Origin of the sequence: Acidovorax sp. SUPP3434, from assembly GCF_030159015.1 — a bacterium.
Lineage (GTDB): Bacteria > Pseudomonadota > Gammaproteobacteria > Burkholderiales > Burkholderiaceae_C > Paracidovorax.
This window is the reverse complement of the sequence record NZ_BQXL01000005.1, coordinates 82,331-95,756: the sequence shown is the minus strand read 5'-3', so window position 1 is coordinate 95,756 and position 13,426 is coordinate 82,331. Positions and strand designations below refer to the sequence as shown.

Genomic DNA, 13,426 nt, shown 5'->3' with positions numbered 1-13,426 from the left:
GGGCCGGTGCAGCGAAGGTGTAGTGATGGCGTGGCTTTTATTTCTGTCTTGACAGAAATAAAAGAAAACCTAAACTGCCCCCATGCAACTGACCGACATCGCCCAACGCTTCGTGGTCCATTGGGGAGAGATGGGAACCGCCTGGGGCGTGAACCGCACCGTGGCCCAGATCCATGCGCTGCTCTTCTTCCATGGCCGCCCGCTGCATGCCGAGGAAATCTGCGAGACGCTGGGCGTGGCCCGTTCCAACGCCAGCAACAGCCTCAAGGAGCTGCTCAACTGGAACCTGATCCGCACCACCCACGTGCTGGGCGACCGGCGCGACTATTTCGAAACCTCCACCGACGTGTGGGAGCTGTTTCGCACCGTGGTGCGCGAACGCAAGGAACGCGAGTTCGACCCCACCGTGCGCATGCTGCGCGAACTGGTGGCCCGCCCCGACTTCGCCAGCGAAACCGCCGATGCCCAGGACCGCGTGCGCGAGACGCTGCACCTCATGGATTCGCTGGGGGTGTGGGCCGACGAAATGCTGCGCCTGTCCCCCGCCACGCTCGACAAGGTGCTGCGCCTGGGGGCCAGCGTGCAGAAGTTCGTGCGCGGCGGAGCGGCCGACAAGGCATCCCCGGGCTAGGCCTTTTTTTGCCCTGATGTTTCTGTTTTGAATGAAATTTCGGAAGGATTGAACATGAATGCCGCAGCCACCCCCAACCCCGCCATCTATCCCCTCACCCTCTACTTCGACTCGCGCTGCCGCCTGTGCGCCGCCGAGATGGGCAACCTGATGCTGCGCAACACCGGCGGCCTGCTGCGCTTTGCCGACGTGTGGGCGCCGGACTTCGAAGGTCCACCGGCGGGCACCACGCGGGACGACCTGCTCACCCTGATCCATGCGCGCCAGGCCGACGGCCGGCTGCTGCGCGGCGTCGCGGTGTTCCGCGCGGCCTACGAGGCCGTGGGCCTGGGGTGGCTGACCGCCGCCACGCGCTGGCCCGTCATCGGGCCGCTGGCCGACCGGGTGTACCCGGTGCTGGCTCGCAACCGCTACCGCCTGCCGCAGTGGCTGGTGCACGGCCTGTTCGAGAAGGCCAGCGGCGCGGCCGCCCGCCGGGCCGCTGCCCGCCGCTGCGGGCCGGGCGACGACCAGTGCCGGCTCTGACGACGCCCCTTACACCTTTCACGGAGCAGTTCCATGCACATCCTTCTCACCGGCTCCACCGGATTCATCGGCCGCGCGGTGCAACGCGCGCTCGAACGTGCAGGCCACACCGTGCATGGCGGCGTCTCGCCGCGCCGCGCGGCAGGCCGCCCCGGCCAGGTCGCCATGGATTTCGCACACGACACGGCGCCCGCCGCGTGGCTGCCGCGCCTGGCAGGCATCGACGCCGTGGTGAATGCCGTCGGCGTGCTGCGCGACACCCGCGCACGCCCCATCGACGCCTTGCACCAGCACACACCGGTGGCCTTGTTCGACGCCTGCGCCCAGGCCGGCGTGCGACGCATCGTGCAGATCTCGGCGCTGGGCATTGCCGGCAGCGCCACACGCTACGCCACCACCAAACACGCGGCCGACACCCACCTGCTCGGTCTGACCGCACAAGGGGCCGTGTCGGGCGTGGTGCTGCGGCCCAGCATCGTGTTCGGCCGGGGTGGCGCCAGTAGCGCGCTCTTCATGAACCTGGCACGCCTGCCGGTGCTGGTGCTGCCCGGGCCGGTGCTGCAGGCCCGCGTGCAGCCCGTGGCGGTTCACGATCTGGCCGATGCGGTGGCTGTGCTGATGGGCACCGCGCTGGACACGACCGGACTCATCGAATGCAGCGGGCCCGAGGCGGTGCCCATGGCCGAACTGATCGCCAGCCTGCGCCAGCAATCGGGCCACGCTCCCGCCCGCGTACTGCGCCTGCCGGATGCGCTCAGCCACCTGAGCGCCCGCCTGGGCGACCAGGTGCCGGCCCTGCCCTGGTGCAGCGAAACGCTCGCCTTGCTGGGCAGCGACAACACGGCAGACCCGGCCGCGCTGCGGCGCCTGCTGGGCCATGAAGCGACGCACTACCGCCATCTGGTCGAAAGCGCCTGGGCGCCGTCCGCACGATGAACGCCGAAACCACCCGCTGGCTGCGCGCCAGCCTCGTCCTGGTGTGGCTGGGCACCGCACTGGCCAGTGCCATCGAATCGCAAGGCCAGGGCCGCGATCTGCTGGTGCGTGGCGGGCTGCAGAGCGAAGCCTGGATCCAGGCGCTGGTGTGGGGCGGCATCGCCGCCGACACGGCCATCGGGCTCGCGCTGTGGCTGCGCCCCGGCCGGGCCACCGATGCCCTGGCCCTGGCCTTGATGGGCGTGATGACGGTGGTCGCCACGGTGCTGCTGCCCGCTCTGTGGCTGGACCCGCTGGGGCCACTGCTCAAAAACCTGCCCATTGCCGCCATCCTCGTCGTCCTGCTGAAAGCGCCACGCACATGAACACCTATCTCGCACTCAAATGGATCCACATCCTGTCCAGCGTGCTGCTGGTGGGCACGGGCTTCGGCTCGGCGTTCTACCTGTTCTTCGCCAACCGCAGCGGCAGCGTGGCCGCCCAGGCCGTGGTGTCGCGGCTGGTGGTGCGGGCCGACACGTGGTTCACCACGCCGGCCGGCATCGTGCAGCCGGTCACCGGCGTCGCCATGGCGATGATGGCCGGCTGGCCGCTGTCCACGCCATGGCTGGCCACCTCGATCGCGCTGTATGCAATAGCCGGCCTGTGCTGGCTGCCAGTGCTGTGGCTGCAGTGGCGCATGGCTGCCATGGCACGGGACGCCGCCGCGCAAGGCACGCCGATGCCGGCGCTCTACACCCGCTACGCACGCTGGTGGGAGGCGCTGGGCTACCCGGCTTTCGTGGCCATGCTGGCCGTGTTCTTCCTGATGGTGCACAAGCCCGCGCTGTGGGGCTGATCGCCGTTCAGGCGATGGCGTCGGCGCCCGCACGCGCGGGCGTTCGCGGCTCGATCCCGGCATAGGCGCAGCGCGCCAGTGCCTCGGCCAGCACCTGCGACGGGTTGACCAGGCGGGCGCCCGCCGCGGCCTCGTCCAGGGCCAGTGGGATTTCGGTGCAGCCCATGATGAGGGTCGACACCCCATCGCGTTCGCGCAGCGCCTGTGCCACCGCCGCGAAGCGGTGACGGGCCAGCGCATAGTCGCCGGCCTTCACGCCGTCGTAGATGCCCTGCATGAGCTGCTCGCGCTCACCGGACTGCGGCAGCACGCAGGCCACCCCGTGGCGCTGCAGTTCGGCCTGGTACAGCCCGCTGTCGTACGACCCTCGCGTGGCCAGCAGCGCCACGCGCGGAACCTGCGCAGCCGCGAGCCCGGCCGCCACTTCGCGCATGCCGTGCAACACCTGCAATTGCGGAAACCGCTGCTGCAGCTCCCCATGCCACGCATGGGCCGTGTTGCATGCGATCGCCACGGCCTGCACCCCCAGCGCCACCAGCCGGCCCGTGGCCTGCGCCATCGGCTCTGCCGGCTGGTGGGCGCCGGACGTGCGGTCGCCCAGGGCCGCCGTGCGATCGGGAATGGGCACCTGCGCCAGCCAGTGCTCCGGATAGGCCTGGTCCCGCACGGGAATGCCGAGCGCGGCCATGCGCCGCGTGCACGCCTCCACGAAGAGCCGCACGAAGTCGGCCCCGGCGGCCGGCCCCATGCCGCCCAGGATGCCCACCATGTGGGGCACCGGGGAGATCGGGGGGATCGACGGTGTCATGGACAACCTCTGGAAAGCGCTGGCGCAGGGGGCGATCAGTTGGCGGGCTTGTCGCTTTGCGCCACCAGGTTGTCGCGCAGTTCTTTGGACATGGGCAGGCCCAGGTTCTGGCCCTTGGGCGGCACGGGCGACATGAACCACTTGGTGTAGAGCTTCTCGAACTCGCCGGATTTCATCATCCCGCCGATCACGCCGTTCACCAGCGCCTGGAACTGCGGATCGTCCTTGCGCAGCATGCAGGCATAGGGCTCGATCTGCAGCGAATCGCCCACCACCACCCAGTCCGCGGGGTTGCGCGCATTGCCCTTCAGGCCGAACAGCAAAATGTCGTCCATGGCGAACGCCTCGGCCCGGCCCGAATCGACGAGCAGCATGGAATCGTCGTGGTCCTTGCCGAGCACGATGTCCATCTCGAGGTTGTTCTCGCGGCTGTACTTGCGGATCACCTGCGCATTGGTCGTGCCGCTGGTGCTGGCGACCTTCTTCTTGGCCAGGTCGGCGTAGTTCTGCACGCCCGAGGTCTTCTTGGTGAGCAGCCGGGTGCCGGTGTAGAAATAGTTCACGGCGAACTGCACGTCCTTGCCGCGCGCGGAGTTGTTGGTGGTGGAGCCGCATTCGAGGTCCACCGTGCCGTTGGTGATGAGCGGAATGCGGTTCTGCGACGTGACAGCCTGCAGCTCCACCTTGATCGCCGGGTTCTTGAGCTTGGCGCGCACCGCATTCACCACCGCGTTGGAGATGTCCACCGAGAAGCCGATCGGCTCGCCCGGCCCCGCCAGGTAGCTGAAGGGCACCGACGATTCACGGTAGGCCAGCGTGATCTTTCCCGAGTCGGCGATCTTCTGCAGGGTGTCGGCGTGGGCCGCGGTGGCCGCAGCGCACACGCCGCAAGCGAGGACGGCGGCAGACAGGAATGGCTTCATGGGGAACTCCTTGACGGGAACAAAAAGGGGAATGGAACGGTGCAGGTGCCCAGGCACTTTAGGAACTCGGCGCGGCTTTGAACAATTCATTCGGCAGCATGGGCCATGACGAAAAGTTATGCCATCCGCATCGGCCAGGGGGTCCCCATGCAATCTTCGCGCCCGGCGCCGGCGCATAACTTCCCGGCATGCCTGCCCCGCGGTTTGGCATTGTTCAAAGGCCGCGCGCGTCCCTAGAGTGCCCAGGACGGACAACCAACGGGAATCGAGCGATATGGATGCATGTGTGATGGGTGCGGGCATCGTGGGCCTGGCCACGGCCTACGCGCTGCAGCGCCAGGGGATGCGCGTCATGGTGATCGACCAGGGCCCCGTGGGCGGCGGCGCCAGCGGCGGCAATGGCGCCCAGCTGAGCTACAGCTACGTGCAGCCCCTGGCCGACCCCGGCCTGTGGGCGCAACTGCCCAAGCTGCTGCTGTCGCGCGAATCGCCGCTGCAGGTGCGGCTGCAGCGGGACCCGCACCAGTGGCGCTGGGCCCTGCAGTTTCTGGCGGCCTGCAACGGCGCCACCTCGCGCCGCACCACGGCGCAACTGCTCGCGCTGGCGGCCCGCAGCCGCGCCGGGTTCGAAGCCATGCGCGCCCGCGAAGCGCTGGAATGCGACTTCTCCAGCACCGGCAAGCTCGTGCTGTACGGCACGCGCGATGGCCTGGCCGCGGCCGAGCGGCAGATGGAACTGCAGCGGGCCTGGGGCAGCGAGCAGGCCTCGGTGTCCGCCCAGCGCTGCGTGGAGCTGGAACCCGCGCTCGCCCACCATGCGCCCCACATTGCCGGCGCGATCCACACGCCCAGCGAGTGCGCGGCCGACTGTCAGAAGGTGTGCGATGGGCTGCATGCCCTGCTGGCGCAGCGCGGCGTGCGCTTCGAACTGGGTGCGCAGGTACAGGGGTTCGACCGGGTACAGGGGCGCATCGCGGCGGTGCGCACCAGCGCCGGCACCATCGAGGCCGACCGCTTCGTGCTGGCGCTGGGCAGCGGCAGCGTAGCCGTGGCCCGGATGGTGGGCGTGCATCTGCCCGTCTATCCGATCAAGGGCTACAGCATCACCCTCGACGCCCCGGCCGATGCACCCTGGGCGCCCCGCATGAGCGTGACGCACGCAGGGCGCAAGGTCGTGTTCGCCCGCCTGGGCCAGCGCCTGCGCGTGGCCGGCATGGCAGAGCTGGTGGGCAACGACCGCCGCATCCACCCCGAACGCATCGACAGCCTGCGTGCCACGGTGCGCACCGTGCTGGGGCACGAAGCGCCCGCCGCATCGCTGCACCCCTGGACCGGCATGCGGCCCGCCACGCCCACGGGCCTGCCCATCGCCGGCCGCGCCGCCGAGGCCGACAACCTGTGGCTCAACACGGGGCACGGGGCGCTGGGCTTCACCTTGGCGTTCGGTACCGCGGCCATCGTGGCCGAGCAGATGCTGCAGGCCTGCGCGCCCGCCTGAGTCACGGCGGAGGGAGGCCGGCGCGCGTTCGCCGCCGCGTTCGGCTTGTCATTCGCTCTCTGCCAGGCCGGCGGACGCCAGCGTCTGCGCCACCGCATCGCGCATGCAGCGCACCATGGTGTCCGCCAGGAGTGATGCGGGCCGGCTCACCCTGCGCAGCGCCTTCACGGGTACCGCGATGCGCGGCGCGAGCGCCAGCACGTCGACCCGCGTGCGGTCGGCCGACGCCGCGGTGCACACATCCACCAGCGCCACGCCCAACCCGTGGTGCGCGAGCGCGAGCGCCGCGTGGTAGGTCTGCACCGTGAAGGCCGCCTGCAGGCCCACGTCGGCCTCGCGGCTGGCGTGGTTCACCATCGTGCCGAGCGGGTCGTTCGCCTCCAGGCGGATCACCGGCGTGTGGGCCAGATCGGCCAGGTGCACCACGCCGGCATGCACCACGTCCGCACCCAGCGTGCCCTTGGGAGCGATGCACACCACGCGCCCTTCCGCCAGCGTCTCCTGCACCAGCGAGGGGTGCACCAGCGCGCTGAACACGAAGCCGATGTCGGCCTCCTGCAGCACCAGGGCCGAGACGATCTGCGGCGAGTGCAACGCATCGATGCGCACCACCACGTCCGGGTGCTGCGCACGGAAGGCCTGCAGCGCGCGCGGCATCACCTCGTGGCTCAGGGCCAGCACGCTCAGCACATGCAATTCGCCTTCGCGCTGCTGGCCGCGCAGGCTGTTGGCCAGGCGCTGCACGTCGTCGAGCTGGTTGAACAGCCGCTCGATGTGCGGGTACAGGGTCTGCGCCTCGCGCGTGGGCACGAGCCGCCCCTTCATGCGATGGAACAGCGCGAACCCCAGCTGCAGTTCGGCATGCGCGAGGATGCGGCTCACGGCCGGCTGGGTGACGTTGATGAGCCGCGCGGCCGCGCTCACGCTGCCGGTAAGCATCACCGCATTGAAGACTTCGATGTGGCGCAGGCGCATGGCAAAGGCAGGCTTTTTCGAGAGAAGGGCATCTGACCATATTGCATCAAAAAGCATCTGCACCCGCTGTGCGCAGGACGCAATTGGAAACAAATGTCGCGGTGCGGTCATGGGGTGCGGATAGGCTCGCCGCGGTGCGTGACAACCCACGGCCCCGGTGGCCCTGGGAGGCCTGCCGTCTCTCGACCCCGTCGGCGCGCCGCGTTGCCCATTCCCCTGGATTCCATCCAGCCCGCTTCCCTTCCTTCAGAAAGAGACAAGGCACATGGCAGATTCAAGTGGCAGCGCGTGGGTTGCCCGGTTCCCGACCAGTACCTCCACCAGCGATCTGATCGCCAGTTTCCGCACCAAGGTGGACACGTTCATCGCCGCGCTGGAAGCCGGGGGGGCCTCGGTCTCCATCTCCGCCACGCTGCGCCCGCCGGAGCGTGCCTACCTCATGCATCACGCCTGGCGCATCGCCCGCGAAAACGCGGACGCCGCCACGGTGCCCGCGATGGCGGGCGTGGACATCGAATGGGTCCACCGCGGTGCCACGGGCGCGGTCAATGCGGGCGCGGCGCGGGTCGCCGCCAACCAGATGGTGGCAGGCTATGGCATCGTGTATGCACCCGCCCTGACCTCGCGCCATTCCGAGGGGCGCGCCATCGACATGACGATCACCAACTATTCAGGGAAGGCCTTCAAAGATGCCACAGGCACCAGCACCACTGTCACCACCGCTGCGCAACTGCATGCCCTGGGCGCGACCTACGGGGTCTACAAGCTCACGTCCGACCCGCCGCACTGGTCCGATGATGGCCACTGAGCGCATCCTCCCCCGCAGCCCCTTGAGCGGTACGGCAGGCCAGATACCCGACGGCCGTTTTTTCAGCCGGTCCACGGCCTCGGTCCTTCTGGCGCTGGCGGGGCTGCTCCTCGGCGGCACCTGCGCGCAGGCCGACACCGCGCAGCCCGTGCCTTCGGCATCGCCCGTGTCATCGCGCGTGGGCCTTCTCGACGCCCGCCGGCCCGACGCGCCCCGGCTGGTGCTGGGCCAGCCCCAGCCTGAAGGCGAGGCACTTCACTACCTTCGGCTGTCTCCGCCCATGGACAAGAAGCCGGAGTGCTGCGTTCAGGCGGGCGCGGCGGTGCAGGACGCCTCCATCCTGCAATACCGCGGTGAAGACGCGGTCCCTGTGGATGAACGGGATGCGAAATTCCAGAAGGCGCCCGAAGAAGGCTTCGTGGGCCTGCTGCTGGCGAAGAACGCCGTGGTCTCACGCACCCATGCCCACCGCGTGGTGCTGCGATGGCCGGACCGCAAGGCCCGCCTGCGCGTGGACCACTGCCTGTCCAGCGAAGGCATGCACGTGAAGGTCGCAGAGAGCGGCGCCAAGGGGCGATGGGTGCCGAAGGCGCATTACTACCTTCCGCTGGGAGCGGACGTGACGCCGGACTGTCCAGCCTCGTGAAGCGGCTTTCGACCTGGCATCGAAAAGGAACGCTCCGAGTCGCACTTTGCCTTTGAACGCATCAGGGCTCAGCGCCATTGGCATGCTCGTCTGTGTGGCCGTCGGTTTGGGCGCGCTCTGGACGGCTTTGCCGAGCCCCCGTGCGCAGCCGGTACACGTGGACTCTGAAGGCATTCAGCGGCATGCGGACAGTGGAGCAGCCGACACCATGGGCTGCGAAACGCTGTCCCTCACGCCAAAAGACGTAGCCATCTATTTCTCGACCGCCACGGAAGTCTCTGCCGCGACATTCCATGCCGAATCGATCATCCTTCCGTGCAGCTTCTCCGGCACGCTCATGAAAGGCGGGGCGAAATACGCGTGGCGCATCCACGCAGCCGGAGCGGGTTACCTGACGGCCGAGGCCACCGGCCAGACGCAGCGGTTTCTCTGCCAGGCCGCGTGCGAAAAGGCGCTGCCTGCGTTGATGGGGCAGTAAAGCCGGAGTCGGGCCGGCCCTGACCGGCCCCAGCCCGCCCGCCTCAGTGCGCCTTGTCCCAGTTCGGCCCCACGCCGACTTCGGCCAGCAGCGGGACCTTCAGGTCCGCCACGCCTGCCATCAACCGGGGGATCTCGCGGCGCACCCAGTCCACTTCGCTCTCGGGCAGCTCGAACACCAGTTCGTCGTGCACCTGCATGATCATGAGCACGCCCGGCTTTTCGGCGTCCAGCACGTCCTGCACGGCGACCATTGCCTTCTTGATGAGGTCGGCGGCGGTGCCCTGCATCGGCGCGTTGATGGCGGCGCGTTCGGCGCCGCTGCGCCGCGGGCCGTTGGGCGAGTTGATCTCGGGCAGGTACAGGCGCCGGCCGAAAACGGTCTCCACATAGCCCTTGGTCTTGGCCAGGGCCTTGGTGTCGTCCATGTACTGCTTCACGCCGGGATAGCGCTGGAAATAGCGGTCGATGTAGGCCGCGGCGGCCTTCGGTTCGATGCCCAGGTTCTTGGCCAGGCCGAAGCTGCTCATGCCGTAGATGAGCCCGAAGTTGATGACCTTGGCGTAGCGCCGCTGCTCGCTGCTGACCTGGCCGACCTCGACGCCGAACACCTCGGCCGCCGTGGCGCGGTGTACGTCCAGCCCTTCGGTGAAGGCATGCAGCAGCGAGGCGTCGCCGCTCAGGTGGGCCATGATGCGCAGCTCGATCTGGCTGTAGTCGGCGCTGGCGATCACACGCCCGGGCGGCGCCACGAAGGCCTCGCGCACGCGCCGCCCTTCCGCCGTGCGGATGGGAATGTTCTGCAGGTTGGGGTCGTTGCTGGACAGGCGCCCCGTCACCGCCACGGCCTGGGCGTAATGCGTGTGCACGCGGCCGGTGGAGGGATGGGCCAGTTGCGCCAGCTTGTCGGTGTAGGTGCCCTTGAGCTTGGACAGGCTGCGGTGCTCCAGCAGCTTGGCGGGCAGCGGGTAGTCCTCGGCCAGCTTTTCCAGCACCTCTTCGTCGGTGCTGCGCGCGCCGGTGGCGGTCTTCTTGACCACCGGCATGCCCAGCTTGTCGAAGAAGATCTCGCCCAGTTGCTTGGGGCTGCCCAGGTTGAAGGGCTGGCCCGCGATCTCGTACGCCTCGGTCTCCAGTTGCAGGATGCGCTGGCCCAGCTCATGGCTTTGCTGCGCGAGGATGGGCGCGTCCACCAGCACGCCGTTGCGCTCGATGCGGTAGAGCGCCTCGCTGCTGGCCATCTCCAGTTCGTAGATGCCGCGCAGCTTGTCGTCGGCCTGCAGCTGGGGCCACAGCACGCGGTGCACGTCCAGCGTCTGGTCGGAGTCTTCGCACGAATACTCGGCCGCCAGTTCGATCGACACCTGGCTGAAAGGAATCTGCTTGGCACCCTTGCCGCACAGGTCTTCGTAATGGATGCCGCTGCGGCCCAGGTGCCGCTCCGCCAGGCTGCCCAGGCCGTGCGGCCGGTGCACTTCGAGCACGTAGCTCTGCAGCATGGTGTCGTGGGCGTAGCCCTGCACTTCGATGCCGTGGTTGGCCAGCACATGGCGGTCGTATTTGACGTGCTGGCCGAGCTTCTTGCGGGCGCCGTCCTCCAGCCAGGGCTTGAGCCGCGCCAGCACTTCGTCGCGGGGCAGTTGCGCCGGGGCGTCGGGGTAGTCGTGCATGAGCGGCACGTAGGCGGCCGTGCCGGCCTCCACGCTCCAGCTGATGCCGACGACCTCGGCGCGCATCTCGTCGAGCGAGGTGGTCTCCGTGTCGATCGCCACCAGTTCGGCCGCCTGCAGGCGCGCGAACCAGGCATCGAACGCCTCCCAGGTGAGCACGGTGTCGTACTGCAGGTTGCTCACCTTGGCCGCGGCCACTTCGGCGGGCTCGTCGAACAGGCCGGGCGTGGGATCCATGGCGGCGCCACGTCCCCTGGACGCCTTGGCGGCCCCTTCCTCCAGCAGTTCGGGGGCGGTTTCCTGGATGTCGATGGCCCGTGCCAGGCCCTTGAATCCGTACTGTTCGTAGAAGGCCTTGAGGGCCGCGGCGTCCTGCGCGCCGGTGGTGAGCGCGTCCAGCGACGGCAGGCCGGCCACATGCCCTTCCAGGTCGCAGTCGGTGCGGATGGTGACCAGCTGGCGCCCGGTGGGCAGCCAGTCGCGCGCGTTGCGCAGGTTCTCGCCTGCCACGCCCTTGATCTCGGCGGCGCGCTCCATCAGCGCATCGAGCGAGCCGTATTCCATGAGCCACTTGGCGGCCGTCTTCGGGCCCACCTTGGGCACGCCGGGCACGTTGTCCACGGTGTCGCCCACCAGGGTCTGGTAGTCCACCATCAGGTGCGGCGGCACGCCGAACTCGGCCGTCACGCCGGCGATGTCGCGCTTCTTGCCGCTCATGGTGTCGATGATGGTGATATGCGCATCCACCAACTGGCTCATGTCCTTGTCGCCGCTGGAGACGATCACCTCCACGCCCTGCCGCGCCGCGGTGACGGCGAGCGTGCCGATCACGTCGTCGGCCTCCACGCCCGGCACGTCGAGCACGGCCCAGCCCAGCAGGCGCACGACCTCGTGGATCGCGGGGATCTGGCTGCGCAGGTCGTCGGGCATGGGCGCGCGCTGCGCCTTGTATTCGGGGTAGATGTCGTCGCGGAAGGTCTTGCCCGATGCGTCGAACACGCAGGCCGCATAGTCGGCGCGCACTTCGCGGCGCAGGGCCTGCATCATGTTGACCATGCCGCGGATGGCGCCCGTGGCCGGGCTGGCGGGGTCGCCCGGCACGGCCCGCAGGTCGGGCATGGCATGGTAGGCGCGGTACAGATAGCTGGAGCCGTCCACCAGCACCAGGGTCTTGGGTTTGCTCATAGCCGCAGATTGTGCCCCGCGCTGCGCGCCCCCCAGGTGCAGCGCTCTACAATCCGCCCCATGCGCGCTGCCCACACCCTCCTCCTGCTGGCCCTCATCGCCGGCCCCGCCCTGGCCCAGACCCCCGATCAAAACGCGGCCCAGCGCACGACTGATCAGCGCGAGCAGCTACCAAATCAGGAGCAAGCGGCAGGCCGCCAGAACCAGCGCGTCGAGCGCATCCAGGTCGAAGACGAAGGCAGTCGCGTGAACGAGCTGCGGGTGGGCGGCCAGACGCAGAGCATCACCGTGCAGCCCAAGACCGGCAGCATGCCCGAATACGAAGTGCAGCCCGGCGAAGGCGCCCGCACCCGCCCACGCAACGGCGCCGAGACCAACACCGCCCCGCGCGTGTGGAACGTGATGAAGTTCTGAGCCCCCGGCCGCCCGCCACGGCGCGGCCACCGGGCGATCCGGCGCGCGGCGGCTTCGGCTGCCTTCCCTGCGTTCGCACTTCCGTGCCTTTTTCCTCTCCCCTCCCTTTTCCTTTTCTTCGTTTGCGCTGAGCGATGGCCGTCTTCACCGAAGTCTCCAAGAAAGAGGCGCGCGACCTGCTGCGCCGTTTGCAACTGGGCACGCTGGTATCGCTGCGCGGGATCGAGGGCGGGATCGAGAACACCAACTACTTTCTCACCAGCGACCAGGGCGAGTACGTGCTCACGTTGTTCGAGCGGCTCACCGCCGATCAGTTGCCGTTCTACCTGCACCTGATGAAGCATCTGGCGCACGCCGGCATTCCCGTGCCCGATCCGCGGGCCGACAAGCACGGCGACATCCTGCACAGCGTGGCCGGCAAGCCGGCCGCGGTGGTGAGCAAGCTGCGCGGCATGAGCCAGCTGGCGCCCGAAGCCTCGCACTGCGCCGCCGTGGGCGCCACGCTGGCGCGCATGCATCGGGCCGGGCACGGTTACGAACGCCGCCAGCCCAACCTGCGCGGGCTGGCCTGGTGGAACGAGACCGTTCCCGCCGTTCTGCCCCACGTGGGCGAGGAACAGGCCGCGCTGCTGCGCTCCGAGTTGGCCTACCAGAACCATGTGGCGGCCTCCGCCGGCTATGCCGCTTTGCCCCGCGGGCCGGTGCATGCCGACCTGTTCCGCGACAACGTGATGTTCGACGGCGAAGAGCTGACCGGCTTCTTCGACTTCTACTTCGCGGGCGTGGACACCTTCCTGTTCGATCTGGCCGTGTGCCTGAACGACTGGTGCATCGACCTGCCCACGGGCGCGCACCACGACGCGCGGGCCCGCGCGATGCTGGACGCCTACCAAAGCGTGCGCCCGCTCACCGCCGACGAGCGCACCCTGCTGCCCGCCATGCTGCGCTCTGGCGCGCTGCGTTTCTGGATCTCGCGGCTGTGGGATTTCCACTTACCGCGCGAGGCCTCGCTGCTGACGCCGCACGACCCCACGCACTTCGAGCGCGTACTGCGCGAACGCCTGGCACACCCCGTGCATGCCTGAACGGACG

General features: G+C 68.9%; 15 protein-coding genes. 11 read left to right on the top strand and 4 right to left on the bottom strand.

Annotated elements, in window-relative coordinates:
* The first annotated feature begins 82 nt into the window (after positions 1–82).
* From AVKW3434_RS10840 to AVKW3434_RS10820, 5 genes are read left to right on the top strand one after another with little or no spacing between them, the layout of a single operon-like run.
* Complete coding sequence (locus AVKW3434_RS10840) at positions 83–631, top strand: GbsR/MarR family transcriptional regulator (protein WP_284405848.1); 549 nt, start codon at positions 83–85, stop codon at positions 629–631.
* Positions 632–685: 54 nt separating this feature from the next.
* Positions 686–1,156, top strand: a complete 471-nt coding sequence (locus AVKW3434_RS10835; RefSeq protein WP_284405847.1) for a thiol-disulfide oxidoreductase DCC family protein — start codon at positions 686–688, stop codon at positions 1,154–1,156.
* A gap of 33 nt (positions 1,157–1,189) precedes the next feature.
* Entirely contained in the window at positions 1,190–2,092 is a 903-nt protein-coding gene (locus AVKW3434_RS10830) for an NAD-dependent epimerase/dehydratase family protein (protein ID WP_284405846.1), read from the top strand.
* Complete coding sequence (locus AVKW3434_RS10825) at positions 2,089–2,457, top strand: DoxX-like family protein (RefSeq protein WP_284395022.1); 369 nt, start codon at positions 2,089–2,091, stop codon at positions 2,455–2,457. Before AVKW3434_RS10830 ends, AVKW3434_RS10825 begins: the two co-directional genes overlap by 4 nt.
* The gene (locus AVKW3434_RS10820; protein WP_272564534.1) at positions 2,454–2,930 is read left to right on the top strand and encodes a DUF2269 family protein; all 477 of its coding nucleotides are present in this window, start codon (positions 2,454–2,456) and stop codon (positions 2,928–2,930) included. The genes AVKW3434_RS10825 and AVKW3434_RS10820 overlap by 4 nt, the downstream gene beginning before the upstream one ends.
* Positions 2,931–2,937: 7 nt before the next feature.
* Here the strand turns inward: AVKW3434_RS10820 and AVKW3434_RS10815 are convergent, their stop codons facing one another.
* On the bottom strand, positions 2,938–3,738 hold the full coding sequence (locus AVKW3434_RS10815; RefSeq protein ID WP_284405845.1) for an aspartate/glutamate racemase family protein: 801 nt from the start codon (positions 3,736–3,738) through the stop codon (positions 2,938–2,940).
* A 35-nt stretch (positions 3,739–3,773) separates the two neighbouring features.
* On the bottom strand, positions 3,774–4,661 hold the full coding sequence (locus AVKW3434_RS10810; protein WP_284405844.1) for an amino acid ABC transporter substrate-binding protein: 888 nt from the start codon (positions 4,659–4,661) through the stop codon (positions 3,774–3,776).
* A 274-nt stretch (positions 4,662–4,935) separates the two neighbouring features.
* Here AVKW3434_RS10810 and AVKW3434_RS10805 point away from each other — a divergent pair, with 274 nt between their 5' ends.
* Positions 4,936–6,159, top strand: a complete 1,224-nt coding sequence (locus tag AVKW3434_RS10805) for a D-amino acid dehydrogenase (RefSeq protein WP_284405843.1) — start codon at positions 4,936–4,938, stop codon at positions 6,157–6,159.
* A gap of 48 nt (positions 6,160–6,207) precedes the next feature.
* Here the strand turns inward: AVKW3434_RS10805 and AVKW3434_RS10800 are convergent, their stop codons facing one another.
* Entirely contained in the window at positions 6,208–7,134 is a 927-nt protein-coding gene (locus AVKW3434_RS10800) for a LysR substrate-binding domain-containing protein (protein ID WP_284405842.1), read from the bottom strand.
* Between the two features lie 265 nt (positions 7,135–7,399).
* On the opposite strand from AVKW3434_RS10800, the gene AVKW3434_RS10795 reads away from it, so the two are divergent.
* From AVKW3434_RS10795 to AVKW3434_RS10785, 3 genes are read left to right on the top strand one after another with little or no spacing between them, the layout of a single operon-like run.
* The gene (locus AVKW3434_RS10795) at positions 7,400–7,942 is read left to right on the top strand and encodes a hypothetical protein (RefSeq protein WP_272564540.1); all 543 of its coding nucleotides are present in this window, start codon (positions 7,400–7,402) and stop codon (positions 7,940–7,942) included.
* A 22-nt stretch (positions 7,943–7,964) separates the two neighbouring features.
* On the top strand, positions 7,965–8,588 hold the full coding sequence (locus AVKW3434_RS10790) for a hypothetical protein (protein ID WP_284405841.1): 624 nt from the start codon (positions 7,965–7,967) through the stop codon (positions 8,586–8,588).
* A 46-nt stretch (positions 8,589–8,634) separates the two neighbouring features.
* Positions 8,635–9,066, top strand: coding sequence for a hypothetical protein (locus AVKW3434_RS10785; RefSeq protein ID WP_284405840.1), 432 nt, complete (start codon positions 8,635–8,637; stop codon positions 9,064–9,066).
* Between the two features lie 43 nt (positions 9,067–9,109).
* Here AVKW3434_RS10785 and polA read toward each other — a convergent pair whose 3' ends face one another.
* Positions 9,110–11,920, bottom strand: coding sequence for a DNA polymerase I (polA, locus tag AVKW3434_RS10780; RefSeq protein WP_284405839.1), 2,811 nt, complete (start codon positions 11,918–11,920; stop codon positions 9,110–9,112).
* A gap of 60 nt (positions 11,921–11,980) precedes the next feature.
* Here polA and AVKW3434_RS10775 point away from each other — a divergent pair, with 60 nt between their 5' ends.
* Together AVKW3434_RS10775 and AVKW3434_RS10770 are read left to right on the top strand one after the other, a co-directional pair.
* Positions 11,981–12,334, top strand: coding sequence for a hypothetical protein (locus AVKW3434_RS10775; protein WP_284405838.1), 354 nt, complete (start codon positions 11,981–11,983; stop codon positions 12,332–12,334).
* A 134-nt stretch (positions 12,335–12,468) separates the two neighbouring features.
* The gene (locus AVKW3434_RS10770) at positions 12,469–13,419 is read left to right on the top strand and encodes a homoserine kinase (RefSeq protein ID WP_284405837.1); all 951 of its coding nucleotides are present in this window, start codon (positions 12,469–12,471) and stop codon (positions 13,417–13,419) included.
* Positions 13,420–13,426 lie beyond the last annotated feature (7 nt).